Origin of the sequence: Bacteroides sp. B1-V-101, assembly GCF_023656585.1 — a bacterium.
Taxonomy (GTDB): Bacteria; Bacteroidota; Bacteroidia; order Bacteroidales; family Bacteroidaceae; genus Bacteroides; species Bacteroides thetaiotaomicron.
Map to the genome: position 1 here is coordinate 332614 of NZ_JAMOKH010000002.1, position 20466 is coordinate 353079.

General features: G+C 44.8%; 12 protein-coding genes. 3 read left to right on the plus strand and 9 right to left on the minus strand.

The features are described 5' to 3' along the window. Positions 1-78: 78 nt before the first annotated feature. On the plus strand, positions 79-720 hold the full coding sequence (locus tag NBH01_RS02835) for a carbohydrate-binding family 9-like protein (protein WP_022471690.1): 642 nt from the start codon (positions 79-81) through the stop codon (positions 718-720). Between the two features lie 59 nt (positions 721-779). Here NBH01_RS02835 and lpxA read toward each other — a convergent pair whose 3' ends face one another. The 5 genes from lpxA to lacZ form a co-directional block, all read right to left on the minus strand. Continuing rightward, positions 780-1550, minus strand: a complete 771-nt coding sequence (lpxA, locus tag NBH01_RS02840) for an acyl-ACP--UDP-N-acetylglucosamine O-acyltransferase (protein ID WP_008762937.1) — start codon at positions 1548-1550, stop codon at positions 780-782. Positions 1551-1568: 18 nt separating this feature from the next. After that, complete coding sequence (locus NBH01_RS02845; RefSeq protein WP_225679968.1) at positions 1569-2954, minus strand: efflux transporter outer membrane subunit; 1386 nt, start codon at positions 2952-2954, stop codon at positions 1569-1571. A gap of 11 nt (positions 2955-2965) precedes the next feature. Beyond that, positions 2966-6181: an efflux RND transporter permease subunit gene (locus NBH01_RS02850; RefSeq protein WP_008767547.1), complete on the minus strand. Its 3216-nt coding sequence runs from the start codon at positions 6179-6181 to the stop codon at positions 2966-2968. A gap of 16 nt (positions 6182-6197) precedes the next feature. Then, positions 6198-7373 carry an efflux RND transporter periplasmic adaptor subunit gene (locus NBH01_RS02855; protein WP_008762940.1) on the minus strand — a complete coding sequence of 392 codons (1176 nt, stop codon included), beginning with the start codon at positions 7371-7373 and terminating at the stop codon, positions 6198-6200. A gap of 179 nt (positions 7374-7552) precedes the next feature. Further along, positions 7553-10663, minus strand: a complete 3111-nt coding sequence (gene lacZ / locus NBH01_RS02860) for a beta-galactosidase, LacZ type (protein WP_225679966.1) — start codon at positions 10661-10663, stop codon at positions 7553-7555. Positions 10664-10813: 150 nt separating this feature from the next. Between lacZ and NBH01_RS02865 the strand changes: the two genes are divergently transcribed. Next, the gene (locus NBH01_RS02865; RefSeq protein WP_054959313.1) at positions 10814-12742 is read left to right on the plus strand and encodes an Ig-like domain-containing protein; all 1929 of its coding nucleotides are present in this window, start codon (positions 10814-10816) and stop codon (positions 12740-12742) included. Next, on the plus strand, positions 12678-13562 hold the full coding sequence (locus NBH01_RS02870; RefSeq protein WP_225679964.1) for a DUF3108 domain-containing protein: 885 nt from the start codon (positions 12678-12680) through the stop codon (positions 13560-13562). The genes NBH01_RS02865 and NBH01_RS02870 overlap by 65 nt, the downstream gene beginning before the upstream one ends. Positions 13563-13567: 5 nt before the next feature. Here NBH01_RS02870 and NBH01_RS02875 read toward each other — a convergent pair whose 3' ends face one another. The 4 genes from NBH01_RS02875 to NBH01_RS02890 form a co-directional block, all read right to left on the minus strand. Continuing rightward, the gene (locus tag NBH01_RS02875; RefSeq protein WP_225679962.1) at positions 13568-13972 is read right to left on the minus strand and encodes a PaaI family thioesterase; all 405 of its coding nucleotides are present in this window, start codon (positions 13970-13972) and stop codon (positions 13568-13570) included. A gap of 305 nt (positions 13973-14277) precedes the next feature. Beyond that, entirely contained in the window at positions 14278-15288 is a 1011-nt protein-coding gene (locus NBH01_RS02880; RefSeq protein ID WP_250699967.1) for a DUF4973 domain-containing protein, read from the minus strand. A 28-nt stretch (positions 15289-15316) separates the two neighbouring features. Continuing rightward, positions 15317-17356, minus strand: a complete 2040-nt coding sequence (locus tag NBH01_RS02885; protein ID WP_250699968.1) for a RagB/SusD family nutrient uptake outer membrane protein — start codon at positions 17354-17356, stop codon at positions 15317-15319. A 22-nt stretch (positions 17357-17378) separates the two neighbouring features. Further along, on the minus strand, positions 17379-20462 hold the full coding sequence (locus tag NBH01_RS02890; RefSeq protein WP_022471685.1) for a SusC/RagA family TonB-linked outer membrane protein: 3084 nt from the start codon (positions 20460-20462) through the stop codon (positions 17379-17381). Positions 20463-20466 lie beyond the last annotated feature (4 nt).

The window sequence follows — 20466 nt, forward strand, 5'->3', positions numbered from 1 at the left end:
ATATATTGTTTTTATTTGATTTTCGGGAACCTTATTAGGAGAAAGTAACTATATTTGTATCCTCCAAACGAAAGATATATGAAAGTAAAGAAAATTAGTTCTGCTAATGTAGAGGCTTGTTCGCTTCCTAAATTATTTGATGAGGAAAAGATAGATTTCCAGCCGGTTCAGTGTGTCAACTGGGCTGAATATCCTTACAAGCCAAAAGTAAGTTTCCGGATTGCGCATACCAAAGATTCTATTCTGTTGCACTTCAAAGTCAGAGAAGAAAGTGTACGTGCCAAGTATGGAGAAGACAATGGATCTGTATGGACTGATTCCTGTGTGGAGTTTTTCTCTGTTCCGGCCAGTGACGGAATCTATTATAATATAGAATGTAACTGCATCGGAACGATTCTGATCGGTGCCGGACCAGCCCGTAACGGTCGGGAACACGCTCCGAAAGAAGTGACGGCTCTCGTGCAGCGTTGGTCCAGTCTGGGCAATGAACCCTTCGAAGAACGTGTGGACGATACGACTTGGGAAGTAGCCTTGATTATTCCTTATGCTGCATTCTTCAAGCATCAGATACAGTCACTGGATGGAAAGGAAATTAAAGCGAATTTCTATAAATGCGGGGATGAACTGCAAACCCCTCACTTCCTGTCATGGAATCCGATAAAGATTGAGAAACCGGACTTCCATCGTCCCGACTTCTTCGGTACGCTGGAGTTTGAATAAATAAGAAGGGTGATGTCTTTTACGGACATCACCCTTTCTCTATGAAAAGTGTATTTTGTCTATTTCACAATCCCACGTTCCGAACCTTTTACGAAATTCACGATATTCTCGATTTCTTCACTCATCGGAACCTGATCGATAATCTTCTGAACAGCATCCTGAACACTGAAATTACCTTGATAGATCAACCGGTAAGCATTGGCAATATGACGAAGGATTCTTTCCGACGTATTGTGATGCTGTGACAGAACGACTGCATTCACTCCATGATAGGCAACAGGATTGCCGGACATAATTACGTAGGGAGGAACATCTTTGGAGATGCGGCATCCGCTTTGTACAAGTGTCCAGCTACCAATGTGACAATATTGGTGCAACGTTACGTTGCCGCTTAGGATCACACAATCATCTAATGAGCATTCTCCTGCAATTGTAGTGCCTATTCCTACCACACAATTATTGCTGATCTGCACATCATGGCAAAGGTGTACCTTATCCATCAGGTAGTTCCCGTTTCCGATTCTGGTAGCATTTCCTGCAAAAGTGGCACGGCTGATTACTACATTCTCACGGATATCGTTATTGTCTCCGATGATCAGACTGCTTTCTTCCCCTGTATAGTGAAAGTCTTGCGGTTCTGCTCCCAGGACAGCATTCTGATGTATTTTGTTTCCTTTCCCCATTTTTGTACCTTTCAGGATACTGGCGTATGACATGATGGTACAGTCATCGCCGATTTCCACATCCTTCTCAATGTAGGCGAAAGGCAAGACAGTTACATTCTTGCCTAATTTCGCTTCGGGGTCTACGTAAGCTAACGGACTAATCATAATAGTATATGTTTAAAGTTAATCTTCTCTTCCACCGCCTAATGCCTGGTAGAGGCTGACCACAGCCTGCATCTTGTCGAAACAGTCGGAAACCTGAGAAATCTGTGCGCTCAGATAAGATTGCTGTGCCGACAATACTTCCAGATAGGTTGACGTCCCTAAGTTAAACAATTCTTTTGTATCTTCCGAAGCCTTCTTTGCAGATTCTACCTGCATTTGGCGGGATTCAGCCTTTTTACTGGTGTTCTGGTATAAACTTAGCGCATTGCTGACTTCGCTTCCGGCATTGTACAACGTTTGCTGGAAAGATAATTTAGCTTGTTCTTCCTGTGCTTTCGCTGCTTTCAGACGGGCGATATTCGTACCACGGTAGAACAATGGCTGAGTCAGTGAACCGATAGCGGAAGCCAGTAACTTACCCGGATTGATAATGGCGGAACCTGCACTGTTCGTCCATCCGGCAGAACCGCTAAGAGTGATCTGCGGATAGAAAGCGGCACGGGCAGAGTTCGTATTATAATAGCAACTTGCCAAAGACATTTCGGCTGCTTTTACGTCCGGACGGTTAGATAACAACTGCAAAGGAATCCCTGCGGAAAGTTCCTCAGGAAGTGCCTGTGCTTCCAGTACACCACGTTTGATCGCGTGCGGAGCTTCTCCCAGGAAGGTAGACAGGGCATTTTCCGTTTCGCGGATGCTCTGCTCGATGTCGGGGATGGAAGCCACTACTTGTGCATAGGCAGCTTTGCTTTGTGCTAAAGCAGCAGATGTGTAGGTCGATCTTTCCGAAAGTGCCTGTACGGTTTCAGCATTACGCTTCAGTACCTCAGCCGTAGCCTTAGTGATCTCCAGCTGGCGGTCGAGCATAAGCAAGGTATAATACATGTTGGCAATGTTGGCAATAACTTGTGTCTGTACAGCCTGGCGATAAGCCTTTGTCTGTTTCAGGGTGACTTGTGCATTTCGTTTGGAGTTCAGCAGTTGCCCGAACAGGTCTACTTGCCAACTGGCAGTAACCGGCAATGAGTACGTTTTAGTTGCTGCGTTCTTGTCAAAACTGCTGATTGTTCCCTGTGGAGACAAACCGATGGACGGTGCATAAGCCAGTCGGGCTGACATCAGAGACGCTTCTGCTGCTTTGACGTTTAATGCAGCAGAAAGGAGGTCAGTGTTTTGTTTCAGTCCCTGTTCGATGAGAGACTGGAGCTGTGGGTCGGTGAAGACTTCTCTCCACGGCAGGTTACCGAAGTTGGTGGTATCCGAAGCTAATGTATCATTGTCCGCTGCCGGATCACGATACAGGCCGGAAGCGGTAATATCTTCGGGTCTGTCATACGACTTATAGATGTGGCAGCTGCTCAGGAGAGCAGTTGCACACAACATATATAGAATCTGTTTCTTCATATCGAATTTCATTATTTAGCGTATTGTTCAATCTCAGTTACGGCATCCGTATTGTCGATGTCTTCCCATTCCATCGGTTTAACCTTCTCTTGCAGGTACTGGAAGATTACGAACAAAGCAGGAACGATGAAGATCTGGCAGATCATACCAATCAACATACCACCAATAGAAGCTGTACCCAGTGTACGGTTACCGTGGGCACCTACACCGAATGCGAACATCAACGGAAGCAGACCGACTACCATTGCAAGGGAGGTCATCAAGATCGGGCGGAGACGGGCACCGGCACCCAGAACGGCTGCCCATGTGATGCTCATACCCATCTTACGACGGTCGAGGGCAAACTCTACAATCAGGATCGCGTTCTTTGCCAACAGACCCATCAACATGATCAACGCAATCTGCATATAGATATTGTTGGACATGGTACCGAGTATCATCTTCAAGGCCGATATACTACCGATCGCACTCATTCCGTTGACAAACAGGAAGCTGCCCAGCAAACCGAACGGAATAGATAATAATACGGCCAGCGGAAGAATATAACTTTCGTACTGAGCACTCAACAGCAAATAAACGAATACGAAACAAAGGATAAAGATCAAACCGGTCGTACTGCCGCTACTTTGTGCTTCCTCACGAGCCATACCTCCTAGTTCATAAGTGTAACCTGCCGGAAGGTTTTCTTTGGCCACTTCTGCCAGTGCAGCCAGTGCCTGACCGGAAGTATAACCGGAAGCCGGAGCTACCATCACCTTCATGGAAGTATACAAGTTGAAACGGCTGATAATATCAGGTCCGTATACCTTCTCTACAGAGATGAACTGGGAAATCGGAGCCATTTCGCCTTGGTTGTTACGAACCTTGACATTATTCAGTGATTCCAGATTCTTGCGTGATAACGGGTCCGACTGGATCATTACACGGTACATCTTACCGAAACGGTTGAAGTTGGATGCGTACAAACCTCCGTAATATCCCTGCATCGTGCTAAGAATATCGCTTGGGCTGATACCTGCCTTCTTACAAGCTGCCGCATCAATATCAATCATATATTGCGGGAAGTTCGGGTTGAAGGTCGTTTTTGCAGAGTTAATTTCCGGACGTGCCTCCAATGCTGCGGTGTAGTTGTTGGCTACATCAAAGAATTTGTTCAGGTCACCACCTGTCTTGTCCTGCATGTTCACTTCGATATCCGTAGATGCCGAGTAACCGGGGATCATAGGAGGAGCGAAGAACAATACCTGTGCTTCCTTGATAATCTTCTGCGCACGCATGTATAAAGAACCGACGATAACGTCTGAGTTCTGAATCATGGAGCGTTCATCCCAGTCTTTCAGTTTGATAATGAAAGAACCGTAAGACGGTCCCTGACCACCAATGAAACTGAAACCGGAGATCAATGTACGTGAAGCTACGGCAGGGTCGGCAGCAATCAGACTGTCTACACGTGCCAGTATTTGTTCCGAGCGGTCTTGTGATGTACCCGGAGGTAGCGTTACAGCTCCCATCAGCGTACCGGTATCTTCATTAGGGACCATACCTGTCGGAGTAGTGTTCATAAAGAAGATCAGCAATACGATAGAGAGAACCACCAGTCCCATTGACAACCACTTTTTCTGGATAAAGAAGAGTACGCGTTTCTTATACCTCTTTAGTATAGAGTCATAAGCGGCATTGAAAGAAGTGTGGAAGCGAGAAACAAGTGTTTGTTTCTTATCTCCATGATCAGTATGCGGTTTCAGAAGAACGGCACACAATGCCGGACTCAGTGTCAAGGCGTTCAATGCGGACAGACCGATAGCGATAGCCATTGTCAAACCGAATTGGCGATAGAACGTACCTGCCGTACCACCCATGAAACTTACCGGAATAAACACGGACATCATGACCAGTGTGATAGATACGATAGCACCACCCAATTCGTTCATCGCATCGATAGATGCCAGACGGGCGGATGTATATCCCTGATCGAGCTTGGCATGTACACCCTCGACAACCACAATCGCATCATCGACCACGATCGCAATGGCAAGCACAAGGGCACACAGGGTCAGCAAGTTCAAACTGAATCCGATCAGTGACAGTACGAAGAATGTACCGATAAGGGCTACCGGAATAGCAATGGTCGGAATCAAGGTAGAACGCAAATCCTGCAAGAAGATATATACTACGATAAATACCAGAATAAATGCCTCGATCAATGTCTTCAACACTTCGTGGATAGAAGCGAACAAGAAGTCGTTGGCGTTCATAGAAACGTTAATCTTCAATCCCGAAGGCAGTGTTGTGGATGCTTCATCCAATAATTTCTGGATATCAGTGATGGTTTGCGTAGCATTTGTACCAGCCATCTGATAAACGATACAGGTTACAGCTTTGTGTCCGTTTACACGGTTGGTAAAGTTATATCCCAGACGGTCCAGCTGAATCTCCGCAATATCATTCAGTCGAAGTACCTCACCGTTAGGCAGAGACTTGATGACAATGTTCTCAAACTCTTCCGGCTGTTGCAGACGTCCTTTGTAACGAATGGTATATTGGAAAGTCTGGTTACTACGTTCACCGAATTGTCCCGGAGCCGCTTCTATATTCTGTTCAGCCAAAGCGGTAGATACGTCGTTGGGGATCAGTTTATACTGAGCCATTACGTCCGGTCTCAGCCAGATACGCATGGAGTAGTCCTGACCCATCACACTGGCATCACCTACACCCTGTACACGTTGAACCTGAGGAATCAGGTTGATTTTTGCATAGTTCTCGATGAAAGCATCTGTATATGTATCGGTTTCATCGTAAAGAGAGAATACTACCAGCATGGATGTCTGACGTTTCTGAGTAGTCACACCAATTCTGGTAACTTCGGCAGGTAGCAAACCTTGTGCCATGGAAACACGGTTCTGTACGTTAACGGCAGCCATATCCGGATCAGTTCCTTGTTTGAAGTAGATCGAGATATCACCGGAACCGGTATTGGATGCGTTGGAAGTCATGTACATCATGTTTTCTACACCGTTGATCTGCTCTTCCAGAGGGGCAATTACAGAGTTCAATACGGTCGATGCACTGGCACCCGTATATGTGGCTCTTACCGATACGGTAGGAGGCGCAATGTCCGGATACTGTGTGATAGGCAGTGTTGCCAATCCGATAGCACCTAGGATAACTATCAAAATGGAAATAACTGTTGATAGTACCGGACGGTTAATGAATTTATCTAATTTCATACGATTATCTAAATTATTAGTTGAAAGCTGTAGCTAAATTTCCGTCGTGCTGGTCTTTCAAATGCTGTTGATAGTTCGCTTCTTTTTGAGCCGGCGTGATTGGTTGTATTTTTTGGCCGTCCTTCAGGCTCTGTACACCTTCGACTACGATTTTATCGCCGGGGTTCAGTCCGGAAGTTACCAGATATTCTTTTCCGTTGTCCAGGTTGAATATACCGATCTCGGTATATTTCACCGTGTTGTCCGGCTGCAGAACGTAAACGAACTTTTTGTCCTGGATTTCTACAGTAGCCGATTGTGGGATGCTGATAACGTTCTCCATATTATAAGGGATCAGAACGTTGGCAGTTCCACCACTACGAAGCATATGCTCCTTGTTAGGGAAGATAGCACGCATGCTAACAGAACCGGTTGACTGGTCGATCACTCCTGTGATAGCATCTACCTTTCCTTCTGCATCATATGTTGTGCCGTCAATCAATTGTAGTTTGATGGCTGGTATTTTACTGATTTCTTCTTTGATGGTTCCTCCGGTTTTGGTCATAGCCAGCAGTTCTTTTTCAGTTGTAGAGAAGTATACATATACTTCGTCTATTTCAGATACTGTAGTCATTGGCGTAGCCATAGAGGGGCTTACGAGTGCTCCCAAACGATAAGGAATGTCGTTGATAACGCCGTCTGAAGGACTCTTTACTTGTGTGAAAGAGTAATTTTGTTGTGCTGTGGTCAGCTGTGCTTTAGCCTGGGCGAGTTGTGCCTGAGCCTGTGCCAGTGAGTTCTTCGCCATTGACAAGTCATAATCGCTGATAATCTGTTTCTTGTTCAGTTCGATCTTATTGTCAACAGTCATTTGTTGTGTATTCACGGCTGCTTCTGCTGTTGCAACTGAAGCTTTTGCTGTGCGTACTGCTGCTTCATACTGAGTAGGGTCTATGATGAATAAGAGCTGTCCTTTGCGAACGGTTGCTCCTTCATCTACACATAACTTTGTGATGAATCCCGATACCTGCGGGCGGATTTCTACGTCTTGTCTACCTTTGATAGTAGCCGGATAAGCTTTCATTAGATCTGCAGTTGTCTTCTGTAATTCTTGTACTGCATATTCTGGGACTTTCCCTGTGTCATTGCCCTTATTGCCGCAACTAGACAAGAGGGCTAAGCAAAATGCAAAAAAAACAATTCTACTTTTCATACTTTATATTTATCTGTTTTTTAAAATTGTGCGTTCGTCGCTGTGTACATTCATTGTATGGATAGATGATCTAAGGAAGAAAAGCCGGAAACTTATTCCATGAAATAAGTTTCCGGCTGCAAAAGTACTTTAAATTCGGTATTCTTGTACTCTGATACCGTGTTTTTTAACTATGTTTTTTACTTCAGTTTATGATATACAGGATTCATTATGAAACTGAACTCATAATCCTGATATGGAAGACGGTATTTTTCCAAAGCGATAGCACCCCAGCTATTTACGCAGGCGAGTCCCGTTTGTGCCTTATCAATACAGAAGTTTGTGAAGTTGGCTTTTTCTACTTCCGGTGAGTGACGCTGGTCTTTGCCGGCACCGTCATCCAATGATTCGATTGTATAATTCAGTGCGGAAGCGGAGAACGGTGCATCGGCTACAAACTGCAGTCCGTTGCCGCCGATATTAAGCAGTCTCCACCAACGGATATCAGTTTTGGTACCGGTTTCCTGCGGGCGGATGTATGGATAGAATTGTTCTTCTACGGTCTGGCGGTACTTGCCGATCCTTGCGGCGTGGTTACGGTCAGAATAGTTTTCACCCGGTCCGCGTCCGTAATATTCAATCTCATTGAAGGTGACAGGCATACGCAGCTGCATTCCGAAACGGAACATATCGGAAACCTTCTTGCTCTTGTCTGCTTCCATCTTTTGAGTTACTTTTACTGCTCCCTTATTATTGATGGCATACGTCAGGTACAGCTTTCCACCAATAGATTTCATGTCATATTCTGCACGAACCACTGCTTGTTCGTTTTCTATATCATGCTTCAATGAAGTCAGTTTTAGTTCCGGATTCTTCCATGCGGCATATCTGTGTTGTAATCCTGCTCCAAAGTCGTTGTCGGTCGGAGCACGCCAGAAGTTGGGAGTCAGTGCACTTCCGTCTTCCATCAGTTGCGTTCCGCTGACGTCGTAGCGGCAGAGGTAACCGTTGTGCTTGTTGAATTCGAGCGTGAAGTCTTTGCCGGAAACAATCAGATAGTTGCGGTCGTTATCGTGGAAAGAGGGAACTACGACTGCGATATTGGAGGACTGCTTGTTTTCCAGTTTTAGTTCCGGTGCCTTGTAGTTACGGATACTCATTTGGTCATAAGCGATGGTTTCTCCCGCAGGAAGCAATGTCTCGGCAGCTTTTAGCTTGTAGCTGACGTTCAGAAGTAACTCTTTGCAAGAACAGATGTTCTTTATGTCGAATGGGAGTTGAAGTTTTGCAGTCTGTTGCGGGGCTACATTCAGGTCTGATACGATGCCGTTTTGTACGATTTCCCCATTAGCCAGTAACTGCCATTCCAGATAGAATGCGGACAAGTCACGGAAGAAGTTCTCGTTATAGATATTGATCTCACCTTTGGAAAGATCGGTCGGAGTAGTCCAGATATTCTGATAGAAATATCCTACTTCATAAGCGTGCGGGTTTGGTACGCGGTCGGGGCTGATCAAGCCGTTGTCATTGAAGTTATTGTCCGAAGCGTCATATTTGTTAAAGTCGCCTCCATAGCCGTAGATGGCTACACCGTCTTTATTTTTCCAATGGCAGGACTGGTCGACAAAGTCCCAGATAAATCCACCTTGATATTTCGGGTACTTGCGGGTGATGTCCCAGTACTCCTTGAATCCACCTTGTGAGTTGCCCATAGCGTGTGCATATTCGCATTGGATAAGGGGTTTGTCAATGTTGCCTTCACAATATTTGATACAGTTATTGTAATCATAATACATCGGGCAGAAAATGTCGGTGAATTCGCTGGTTCCCGCTTGTTCATATTGTACGGCACGTGTTTTGTCTTCGTTCTTGATCCATGTATAGCAATGTTCGAAGTTAGGTCCCATACCGGCTTCGTTACCCAATGACCAGAAGATGATGGACGGATGGTTGTAACCACGTTGTACATTGCGTTGATTACGTTCCATATGTGCTTTTGCGTAAATGGGGTTTTTGGCAAGGCTCTTGTCTCCATATCCCATTCCGTGAGATTCGACATTGGCTTCGGCTACTACGTATAAACCATATTGGTCGCAAAGATCATACCAGCGGTTATCGTCCGGATAATGGCAGGTACGTACTGCATTGATATTAAGCTGTTTCATAACTTTGATATCTTGTATCATACGTTCGAGGGAAACGACATAACCACCGTCCGGGTCCATTTCATGACGGTCGGCTCCTTTAAAGAGTACTGGTTGGCCGTTGACGAGTATTTGTCCACCTGTCAGTTCGATCTTGCGGAAACCTACCTTGACAGGGATCACTTCAGTAACGGTATTTCCATTTTTCAGAGTAGCGGTCAATGTGTAGAGGTTGGGCGTTTCAGCAGTCCATTTGGTAGGATTGGCTACGTTGATAGTCGTGTTCAATTTGCCGGAACCTTTCAGATCGGCTGTGGCTACACTTTTTCCTTGTGCGTCTGTCAGGTCAAGAGCTACAGTGCCGCTGCCTTTCATGTCGATAGCTATGTTCAGTGTACCGTCTTTATACTGGCTGTCCAGATCGGGAGTGACGCGGATATCCTGAATGCGTTTCTTGTCGCGTGCATACAGATAGCAGTCGCGTCCTACGCCGGAATAACGGAAGAAGTCCTGATCTTCCAGATAACTGCCGTCGCACCAGCGGAACACCTGGAAGGCAATCAGGTTTTTGCCGGGTTTCAGGTAGTTGGTCAGATCAAATTCGGCTTCCAGTTTGCTGTCTTCGCTATAGCCTACGTAGCGGCCGTTTACCCAAAGATACATATTGGAAGTTACCGAGCCGAAGTGGGCAAAGATGTCTTTTCCTTTCCAGTCGGCAGGAAGAACGATTTCTTTTCGGTAAGAGCCTACGTGATTGTTTTCTGTGGGGACAAGGGGAGGATTGTTCTGAAATTGGTTTCTCCAGGCATAGCCGACATTTACGTAAATCGGATCGCCATAACCATTCAATTCCCAAACGGCGGGTACTTTAATATTGTCCCAGCCTTTGTCGTTAAAACTGGTCTGATAAAAGTTTGTCGGGCGTGCGTCTGCATTTCTTACCCAGTTAAATTTCCAGAGACCGTTCAGAGTCATAAAATTCTGAGAGTCTTCTTTGCTGCCCGCTTTAGCTTCATCAGCTGATGCATAGGCAAAATAATTAGTGTGCATTGCGGAGCGGTTTACGGAATTCACTTCCGGATCTTTCCACTCGTTAAAGTTTTGTGCTTGGATGGCTGTTGTTAGTCCTAGTGCAGCCAAACAGCAGGAAAGTAGTTGTTTCTTCATGGGTTTTTTGTATTAGGTTTGAATTTCGGGAGTCAAAGATAGGGATTTATTAACAAGATAAGGACCAATAATCATTCATTTAAGGCTACTTTTTAATAAATTAGCTAGAAAGTGTAGTGTTTATTGATGAAGAACGTTTATTTTTGCACCATGTTACAATTTGAGAATCAAAAGATAAAACATATCGTGCGCAAAGCTCTTCCGGTGATTGCACTGGTGGCTATATTGTACTCCTGTGCCAGCATTGGACGGCCGGAAGGCGGGCCTAAGGATTACGATCCTCCGCGTTTTGTCGGCAGTACCCCTGCTGCAGGTGCGATTAATAATAAGAGGACTAAAGTTTCTCTTCAGTTCGATGAGTTTATTAAGCTAGAGAAAGCAACCGAGAAAGTGGTTGTTTCTCCTCCTCAGATTCAACAACCGGAGATAAAGGCTTCCGGAAAGAAAATACAAGTGAATCTGCTTGACTCACTAAAGCCTAATACTACCTATACTATAGATTTCTCGGATGCCATCGTCGATAATAACGAAGGCAATCCTCTGGGTAATTTTGCATTTACTTTTTCTACCGGTGCGCAGATCGATACAATGGAAGTATCGGGAACGGTGCTTGACGCCTCTAACTTGGAGCCTATTAAAGGTATACTGGTCGGACTGCATGCAAATCTGAATGACTCCGCCTTTACTAAACTTCCTTTCGACCGTGTGGCACGTACCGACAGCCGTGGGCGTTTCTCTATTCGTGGGGTAGCTCCCGGCAAGTATCGTATCTTTGGCTTGATGGATTCAGATCAGAACTTTGCTTTCACTCAGAAGAGTGAGGTCATTGCTTTTAATGATTCACTGATCATCCCCCGTATGGAAGAAAGACTTCGTATGGATACGGCTTGGGTGGATTCATTGACTTATGATACGATCGTTGAGAAGAAATATATGCATTATTTGCCGGATGATGTGATTCTCCGTGCTTTTAAAGAACTCAATTATTCGCAATATTTGATAAAGTCCGAACGACTGGTTCCCCAGAAATTCACCTTTTATTTTGCTGGCAAAGCAGATACCCTGCCTGTACTGAAAGGGTTGAACTTCGATGAAAAGGAGGCTTTTGTGATAGAAAAGAACCAACGGAACGATACGATTCATTATTGGGTAAAGGACTCTTTGCTCTATAAACAGGATACTCTGGCCCTTAGCCTTACCTATCTTTATACGGATACGCTGAACCAGTTAATTCCGCGTACAGATACCTTGAAATTGGTATCCAAACAAAAGACTCTGACCAAAGAAGAGCCCGAGAAGAAGAAAAAGAAGAAAAAGAAAGAGGGTGAAGAAGATGAGCCGATACCGACTAAATTCTTACCGGTGAATGTGAATGCACCTTCATCAATGGACGTGTATGGCTATGTTTCTTTAAACTTTGAGGAGCCGATTGCAAGTTTTGATACTGCGGCAATTCATCTACGGCAGAAGGTGGATACAATTTGGAAAGATATTCCTTTCGAATTCGAACAAGACTCATTGAATCTGAGGCGGTTTAATCTGTATCCGGCAAATGATTGGGACGCTACAATGGAATATGAGTTCTCGGTGGACTCAACTGCATTTCATGGCATTTATGGTTTGTTTACCGATAAGATAAAACAATCATTTAAGGTACGTAGTGAGGATGAATATTTTACTCTTCATTTTATTGTTACAGGAGCAGATCCTCAGGCATTTATAGAATTACTGGATACCCAAGATAAAGTGGTTCGACGAAGACTGGTGGATGATGGAAGGGCAGATTTCTATTACCTGAATCCGGGGAAATATGCCGCCAGACTGATTAATGATAGAAATGGAAACGGAGAATGGGACACGGGAGACTATGCAAAAGGAATACAACCGGAAGAAGTTTACTATTTCCCCAAGGTTGTTGAATATAAAGCGTTATGGGATGTTGACCAAAACTGGGATATACACGCAACTCCTGTAGACAAACAGAAACTGGATGAACTAAAAAAACAAAAACCAGATGAAGACAAGAAAAAGAAAGAAAGAGAAAGAGATAGAAATAACCAAAACCGTAACCGTCGCTAATTTGCGACGTCATCTAATTGTTGGAATTCTTGCATTGTTGATGGGAAGTTTTGCGCTTCCTGCCAATGCTCAGTGTGAAGCTAAAAACGATGCTTTTCAATCCGGAGAGCATGTAATGTATGACTTGTACTTCAACTGGAAATTCGTTTGGGTGAAAGCGGGTATAGCCAGTCTGACGACTAATGCAACTACCTATCATTCGGAACCGGCTTACCGTATCAATCTGCTTGCCTTAGGTAGCAAGCGTGCCGACTTCTTTTTCAAGATGCGCGATACACTGACTTGCGTCATGGGTGAAAAACTGGAACCTCGTTATTTCCGTAAAGGTGCCGAGGAAGGAAAACGCTATACGGTAGATGAGGCTTGGTTCTCTTATAAAGACGGCCTTTGCTTTGCCAAACAAAAACGTACGTTCCGTGACGGAGAAGTTCAGGAGTCGGAAGAAAGCGACAGTCGCTGCATCTACGATATGCTGACTATCCTTGCCCAAGCGCGTTCTTATGATCCTGCTGATTATAAGGTAGGCGATAAAATCAAATTCCCGATGGCTACCGGACGTAAAGTGGAAGAACAGACACTGATTTATCGGGGAAAAGAGAATGTGAAAGCGGAAAATGGGATTACCTATCGCTGCCTGATCTTCTCATTAGTTGAATACGATAAAAAAGGGAAAGAAAAGGAAGTGATTACTTTCTTCGTAACAGATGATAAGAACCACCTTCCTGTCCGTTTAGATATGTTCTTGAATTTCGGTTCAGCCAAAGCTTTCTTAAATGATGTCAGAGGTCACCGTCATCCATTGACTTCTATAGTTAAATAGTCTGTCTACAGAGTAAAAGGTACTTTCTGATCTTTCCGGAAAACACTTGATTCGAATGTAGCGATCAAGTCTCCGTTCTGGTTAGTAACATCTACTTGATAGCAGCCGGTGCTTCGGCCGATATACCGTTCGCGTGCCTCGGCATAGAGGGTGTCGCCCGGACCGCTGGCACGCAGAAAAGTGATTGAGGATGAAAGAGAGAAAGCGAGTGTTCCGTGCGAATTGGCAGCTGCGGCGAGTGCCAGATCTGCCAGCGTGAAAATCGCTCCTCCTTGTGTCCGCGCTCCGGCATTAAGATGTTCGGGTTTTATTTCCAGTTTGGCTTTACTGTATCCTTCGCGTACTTCAAGCAATACTATACCTGCATTTTCGGCGAACAGGTCCTTTTTAAAAAACTCTTGTGGGGTCATAATGATTAATTTTGAATTACTAATTTGAAACGTTGAATGATAAGTTATGAGGCCGAATTAGCCTATAATTTAAAATTCAAGATTCTTCCGCAAATGTAATAAATATATTCCCATATATGGCTGTCGGATACTTACGTTTTTAGGGGGTTATTATTCTTCATCAATCTCGAATACCTTATGACTGGTATGGTGTTTGCATTCGTATCATCTAATAAAAATGCTGTATGGAGTATCCTGATAAAAGAAAGAGGAGATAAGCTTCTATGTTTAATCAAGTGCTTGTCTCCTCCTTTTTTAATTTTCTCTTACCATTCAATAGCTTGATCCTCATCCGGTATCAACGGGTTGATCTGGCGTTCCATTGTCATAGAACCTTTTACTTTGTAAGTTATCGGATAATCCGGATTGGAAGTGACATCCGTGTACTTATAACTCAGTTCCAGTGTGGTAAGGTGGCGTTCCATATATTTGATGGTCTCGTGCTGAATGATTCGTTTTTCATATTTGCATTCTCCCAATGGTCGGATATTGATTCCCGGTTCGCCTTCGTCACCGTACAATCTCAACTTTCCTTTAATAGTACCTTCCTCGTCCTCCGTTCCTTCTTCAAACTCGACGAATACTTTATACCTGGAGCGGTTCTCATCTTCCACCCACGTTGAACCGGCATAGAAGAAAATGGTATTCTCGTCCACTACGCGGGCTAAGCGCGTATCTACCTTAGCGGGATCGGTTGTCGTTCCTTCGATGTAGATGTTCATCAGCGTGGTGTTATACGTTCCGGAGTAGTCATTGAACAGATTGACTCCCAGCAGCGCTTTATAACGTCCCTTATATTTGTTTTGAACATAAGAAGGGTCTTCTTCAATAGTCAGCGGAAGTACGTATTTCTCATCCAGTTCCAACCCGTTAAAGTTGAAATGGATGGGGTAGAGCTGTATATTCTCTCCCGCAGGAATATGGCAAATGTTTGATTCAAAAGAATAATGCTGTTCTGCAAGGGGGACATACCAGAGGTCCTGACGACCTACGGGGAATTTTTCCTGGTTAAGTATTCGGAGCGTATCCTCATCCACGGCTATTTTTGCATCGATATTCCGACTGTTGCTTTTCGAGCCGCTGACAATGACCGGCAACTGGTATATTCCTGTTCCATCCGGCTGATAGCGTACATAAATTTCACTCAAGCCGTTGTCACCTAAAGGTGCCTTGAAAGAAAGCATCTGTGTGTAAAGTTCATCTTTCCACTCGTCATTGCATGCACTGAATGTTACATACATCCCCAGTATCATTCCTAAAATATATAATTTTCTCATATTGATCTTTTGGTTTATAATGTTAACACTAATCATAATTCTGCCATCCGGGAGCTTGTGAGAGATTATTGTTGCGTTTCAGCTCATCGAAGCTGATAGGCCAGAAGTACTGTTTGCGTGAGAAAGAAGTCTGTAGTTCGGCCACTCTGACTGGCAGATAAAACATATCTTTGTATTCTTCGTTCATCAGTGTATTGCAACCGTAGATTTGTTCTCCTTCATGTTCTTCGACAATTTTCCAACGACGCAGGTCATAGTAGCGTTGGGTTTCTGCAAAGAATTCGATCTGCCGTTCATGAACTATTTTTTCAAAGAATTTTTTCGGGTTTTCATATACTTCATCGCTATAGTCGGGGACTCCGGCACGCATACGGACAGGCTTAACTCCACGGCGCATCTGTTCTTTGTCACGGAAGATGTCGTAAGTCTGGCTTCCGTCCCATGAGGCCACCTGGTAGTGTGTCCCTTCGGAAATATTATTCAGTGCTTCTGCATACATCAGTAATATGTCGGCATAACGAAGTGTAGGTTCCACTTTCTGGTAGATAGAGCCTCCCCATTTGGCGCAATCGTTCGGATTTACATATTTCATGATGCCGGTGCCCGTAATGCACCAGTTATCAGATCCATTGATACGACCGTCGGTTGCTCCGCGATAATACCAGATTTGTTTGTTTCGTGAGTCTTTTCCTCCTTCTTCCTTAATGCTCAGTGCGTTCCATTGTGCTCCGTTGAAAGCTACGGAAGCATAGAAGCGAGGCTCACGGTTGGTATATCCCCACCATACGCCATTTTTTACATTGTCGTACTTGTGTTCATCTTTGTTTTCATCGTTTGTGAACTTCCCTTTCCATAATGTATAGCATTCTTTGTCAAATGATGTACCATCTGCCATAGCGTATGCTTCACTTTGCTTTAGGGTCATTCCGTGTACGTTATATCCTCCAAAAGTTCCGGGCAGTTGATGCTTTACGAAATCTACCATCGTGTTGTCTGTTTTTAAGTCATTGCTGTCACCATTGGTTCCTCGGGTAAAAATAAGTTCCGGATTTTCGGCTGCATAGATATCTCCATTAAAAAGAGACCGATATGATTCAAATGGATCTATATTGGACCATCCTTCCGGAAAAGGCTTGTTACTGTATTCCTCATGATATGGCGGTTCAATAGTAGTTGGATAAGCCTCGTCTGTACTAACCGGGCGCCTTTCAAAAGTATAAAGTTTGTAGAGTCCGCTCATTTCCGAGTACTCGATCATGTCTCTGGCGGCAGCAGCGGCTTTTGCCCACTTCTCTTCATTGTATTCTTGTGGAATCAACTGTTGGCCGTCCTTGTTGATGAAGTCTGCCATTTCCGTATTCCCGTTTACCAGCGGACTGGCAGCATAAAGGAAAACTTTGGCACGTACAGCCAGCGCGGCTCCTTTAGTCGGGCGGGCAATGTTCAAGTTATCGCGTTTTTCGAACAGTTCGGTAGCTGCAATTTCGAGTTCTGAAGTGATGAATGCCACGCACTCATCATAGGTTTTACGTGGGTAGGCCAGTTCGTCATACGATTTTGTATAGTCGGCTCCTTCCGGTGGTAGAATGGGTATCGGACCGAATTTTCTCAGCAGTAACCAGTAGAAATAGGCACGCAGAAAACGGGCCTGTCCTCTTACGTCCGTCACTTCCTCCGGAGTGAGATCTTCATTCTCATACAATTCATTCAGTAGAATGGAGGCTTGATAGATTCCGTCATACGACCATTTCCAAGCATTTTGGCCACCAGTGGAATTTAAATATTCGCCGCGTTTGAATTTGGCAAAACGGTCTCCTCGTTCGTTGAATACTTGGTCGTCTGAGAAATTGAAAGGGCATACGTCACTGTGTCCCACCTCCAGATTATCTCCCTGCAGGCGACTGTAGCAGAATGACAGCCATTGAAGTGTATAGTCTTTGTCCGAGAAAATGCGTTCTGTAGATTGTTGGTCTCTGAAATAGCGGTCTACATTTAGGAAATCGGAACAGGAAGTGAGTCCCAAGCCGAGTACCACTGCTCCCAATAAAATGTATTTATTTTTATTCATAACTTTTCTTTTAATGATTGTTTTAGATTCCTACCGTCAGTCCGATGGTCACTGTTCTGGATAACGGATATTGTTGTCCATTGGAACTACCCAGTTCCGGATCCCAAAGCTTAAAGTCGGAGAAGGTCAGCAGATTCGTTCCCATCAGGTAGAGGCGTACACGGTCCAAATGGAGTTTATTGACAAACCGTTTGGGGATGCTGTAACCTAATTCCACATTCTTTAAACGGATGTACGAACCGTTTCGCAGCCAGTAAGTAGAAGCACGATAGTTGTTGCTATTACCTCCATAACTCAGACGCGGGTATTTGGCATTCGGGTCTTCGTTGATTCCCAGCGACCAGTAGTTACCCACTACATCCGTCAGAATATTGCCCCATGACTTCTCTTGGAATGGATATACGGTGAATCCGTCTATGAAGAAGGATGACTTGCCGGCTCCTTGGAAGTGAACGTTGATATCAAATCCTTTCCATTGTGCAGATACACCGAACCCGTAAATCAGGTTAGGGCGGGTGGTCGCACCGATGGGCACTTCGTCATCTCCGTTAATGACTCCGTCACCGTTTACGTCCTTGTATTTGATGTCTCCCGGCATGATGCCTGAACCCTGTGAGGGTCTGTTGCGGATTTCTTCATAATCCTTAAACAATCCTTCGGCTATCAGGCCGCGTGCCTGGTCTACACGGAATCCGTATTTCATCTTATACGGATAGCGGCTGTTCTCTTCGTCATACTCCTTGATTTCATTCTTACTATAGGTCATGTTGGCACGTACCGTAAGGTCTACCTCACCTATCCTCTGTTTATAAGCGATATTACCGTCAAAACCTTCGGACAAGACAGAACCCACGTTGGCATAAGGTTTCGTTGTGATGTGATTCAGACCGATGATCTGAGGAAGGTAACTACGTACCATATAAATACCGTTGCGTTGTTCGTGGAAGTAGTCAATGCTGCCACTGAACTTATCATTGAACATAGAGAAGTCAAGTCCGAGGTCATGTTTCTTGGCTACCTCCCAAGTGATGCTGCTTGACGCAATTCTCGAATAGGTCAGTCCGGTATAATAATAATTACTGGTGCCGATATCACCGTAATAATAACCGTCTTCATCCCATGTCCCGAATTTCTCTACGTATGGGAAGCGGGTTCCCACATTGTCGTTACCTACCTTACCATATGAGTAGCGCAGCTTAAACATATTCAGCCATTTGAGATGTTTCTTGATGATTGACTCTTCAGCGATGTTCCATGCTACAGAATAGGCGGGAAAGAATCCAAACTGCTGACCTGAGGCGAAGTTCTCGGAGCCGTTGTAACCGAAATTAAAGTCAAAGAAGTAGCGGTATTTCCATCCGTATGTGAAACGTCCTGCAAACCCCTGATGACGATTCTGAATACTCTGCACAATCTTCTCGTAGCTATCTGTATTGCCGTTGTGAGATGTATTGGTAGTCTTATCCTGAGAATACTTTAAAACGGCCCCTAGCATGTGGTCGCCAAACGTACGGTTATAGTGTAGCTCTGCCTCCAAGTATTCCTTCCGTTGTCCACTTGAATACATCGTTCCGTCCATCAGTTTCTGCGTCTCTATTCTTCTGAATTGCAATTCTCCGTCGGAGGTACGCTGCCGTTCCGCTAACCAACTTTCCGGCCATTTGAAACGGTTGTCACCGTTATCCGTATATGTATCGAATCCGAAACGTCCGTAGAATTTTAATCCCTTTGTGATAAATTTCAAATCTTGTTCAAGATTAACCGTAGTCTGTATTTTATTCTTCCATGTTTCCTGATATCCCTGTTGGGTGGTCAGTACCCACGGATTTCTTCGTCCTTCACTACCGACTGCTGCCCATTTCCCGTCACTATACTGTACCGGAGAAGCGATGGGACTGTATCCCATTAACGAGTGCCATATTTCATGATACTGGCTTCCCGGCAGGTTCTGCTTGTCCAAAGAACCCGATACGCCTACTTTTAGCAGCGTGGATTTTGTCAGGTCTATGTCTACATTCATGCGGTAGTTCCAGCGATGGTAGTTGGCATTGGTGTTATAGTCTGTCATAGCACGATCCGTCTCGTACATGCCGCCTTCATTTACATAACTGGCGGAAATGAAATAGCGGGCTACCGTACCACCTCCGGTCAAGTCTACAGTTGCGCGATAAGTGGGGGCACCGTCTTTCAGTATTAAGTTCATCCAGTCCACATTAGGGAAAAGATCCTGATCCAGCCCGTTTGCAAACAGTTCCAAGTCGCTTTCGCTATAGGCCGGAGCCTGACTACGACTAACCAAGGCTTCGTTCATCATGCGGGCATATGTTGGACCGTCCACAAATTCCGGAGTTCTGGTGCGTGTATTATACGAGGTTTCTACTTTGGCATTGACGCGGGTCTTCCCTTCCTTGCCGCGTTTGGTCGTGATCAAGACAACGCCATTTGCACCGCGTGAACCGTAAATGGCGGTTGCGGAGGCATCTTTCAACACGGAGAAGTCCTGGATATCTTCCACATTGATTTCATTCATATCACGTTCGAAGCCATCGACCAACACCAATGCACTGCCTCCGGCACCGAAAGTGGAGATACCGCGTATCCAGAACTCAGAAATATTGCTACCCGGCTGTCCGGAAGTCTGGCGGGCGAGTATACCGGCTACATTGCCTGCAAGAGCATTGGTGATGCTTGCCGTCGGAGTACGTAGCTGGGAAACGTCGACTGTGGTAACGGCACCTGTCACAGTTACCTTCTTCTGAGCACCGGTCCCTGTGACAACAACCTCGTCGATGACCGTTTCTTTCGTCTCTGCCATAACGATGTTAATGATTTTTTTGTCTTTGATAAAGATTTCCTGCTTTGTAAATCCCACATAGGAAAAAATCAAGTAAGAGTAATTGGGAACCTTGATCTTGTAACGTCCGTTTATGTCTGTTATCGCACCGAAGCCGGGCATATTTCTTGCTGTAACGTTCACGCCTATTAAAGGTTCGTTCTTTGGATCAGTGACGATTCCCGTCACCTCAATCGTCTCTTGTTCATTTTGAGCGTAGACTGTAGTTGTCCAGCCTACTATCAATAAAAATAGTAAGATTACATTTCTCATATTT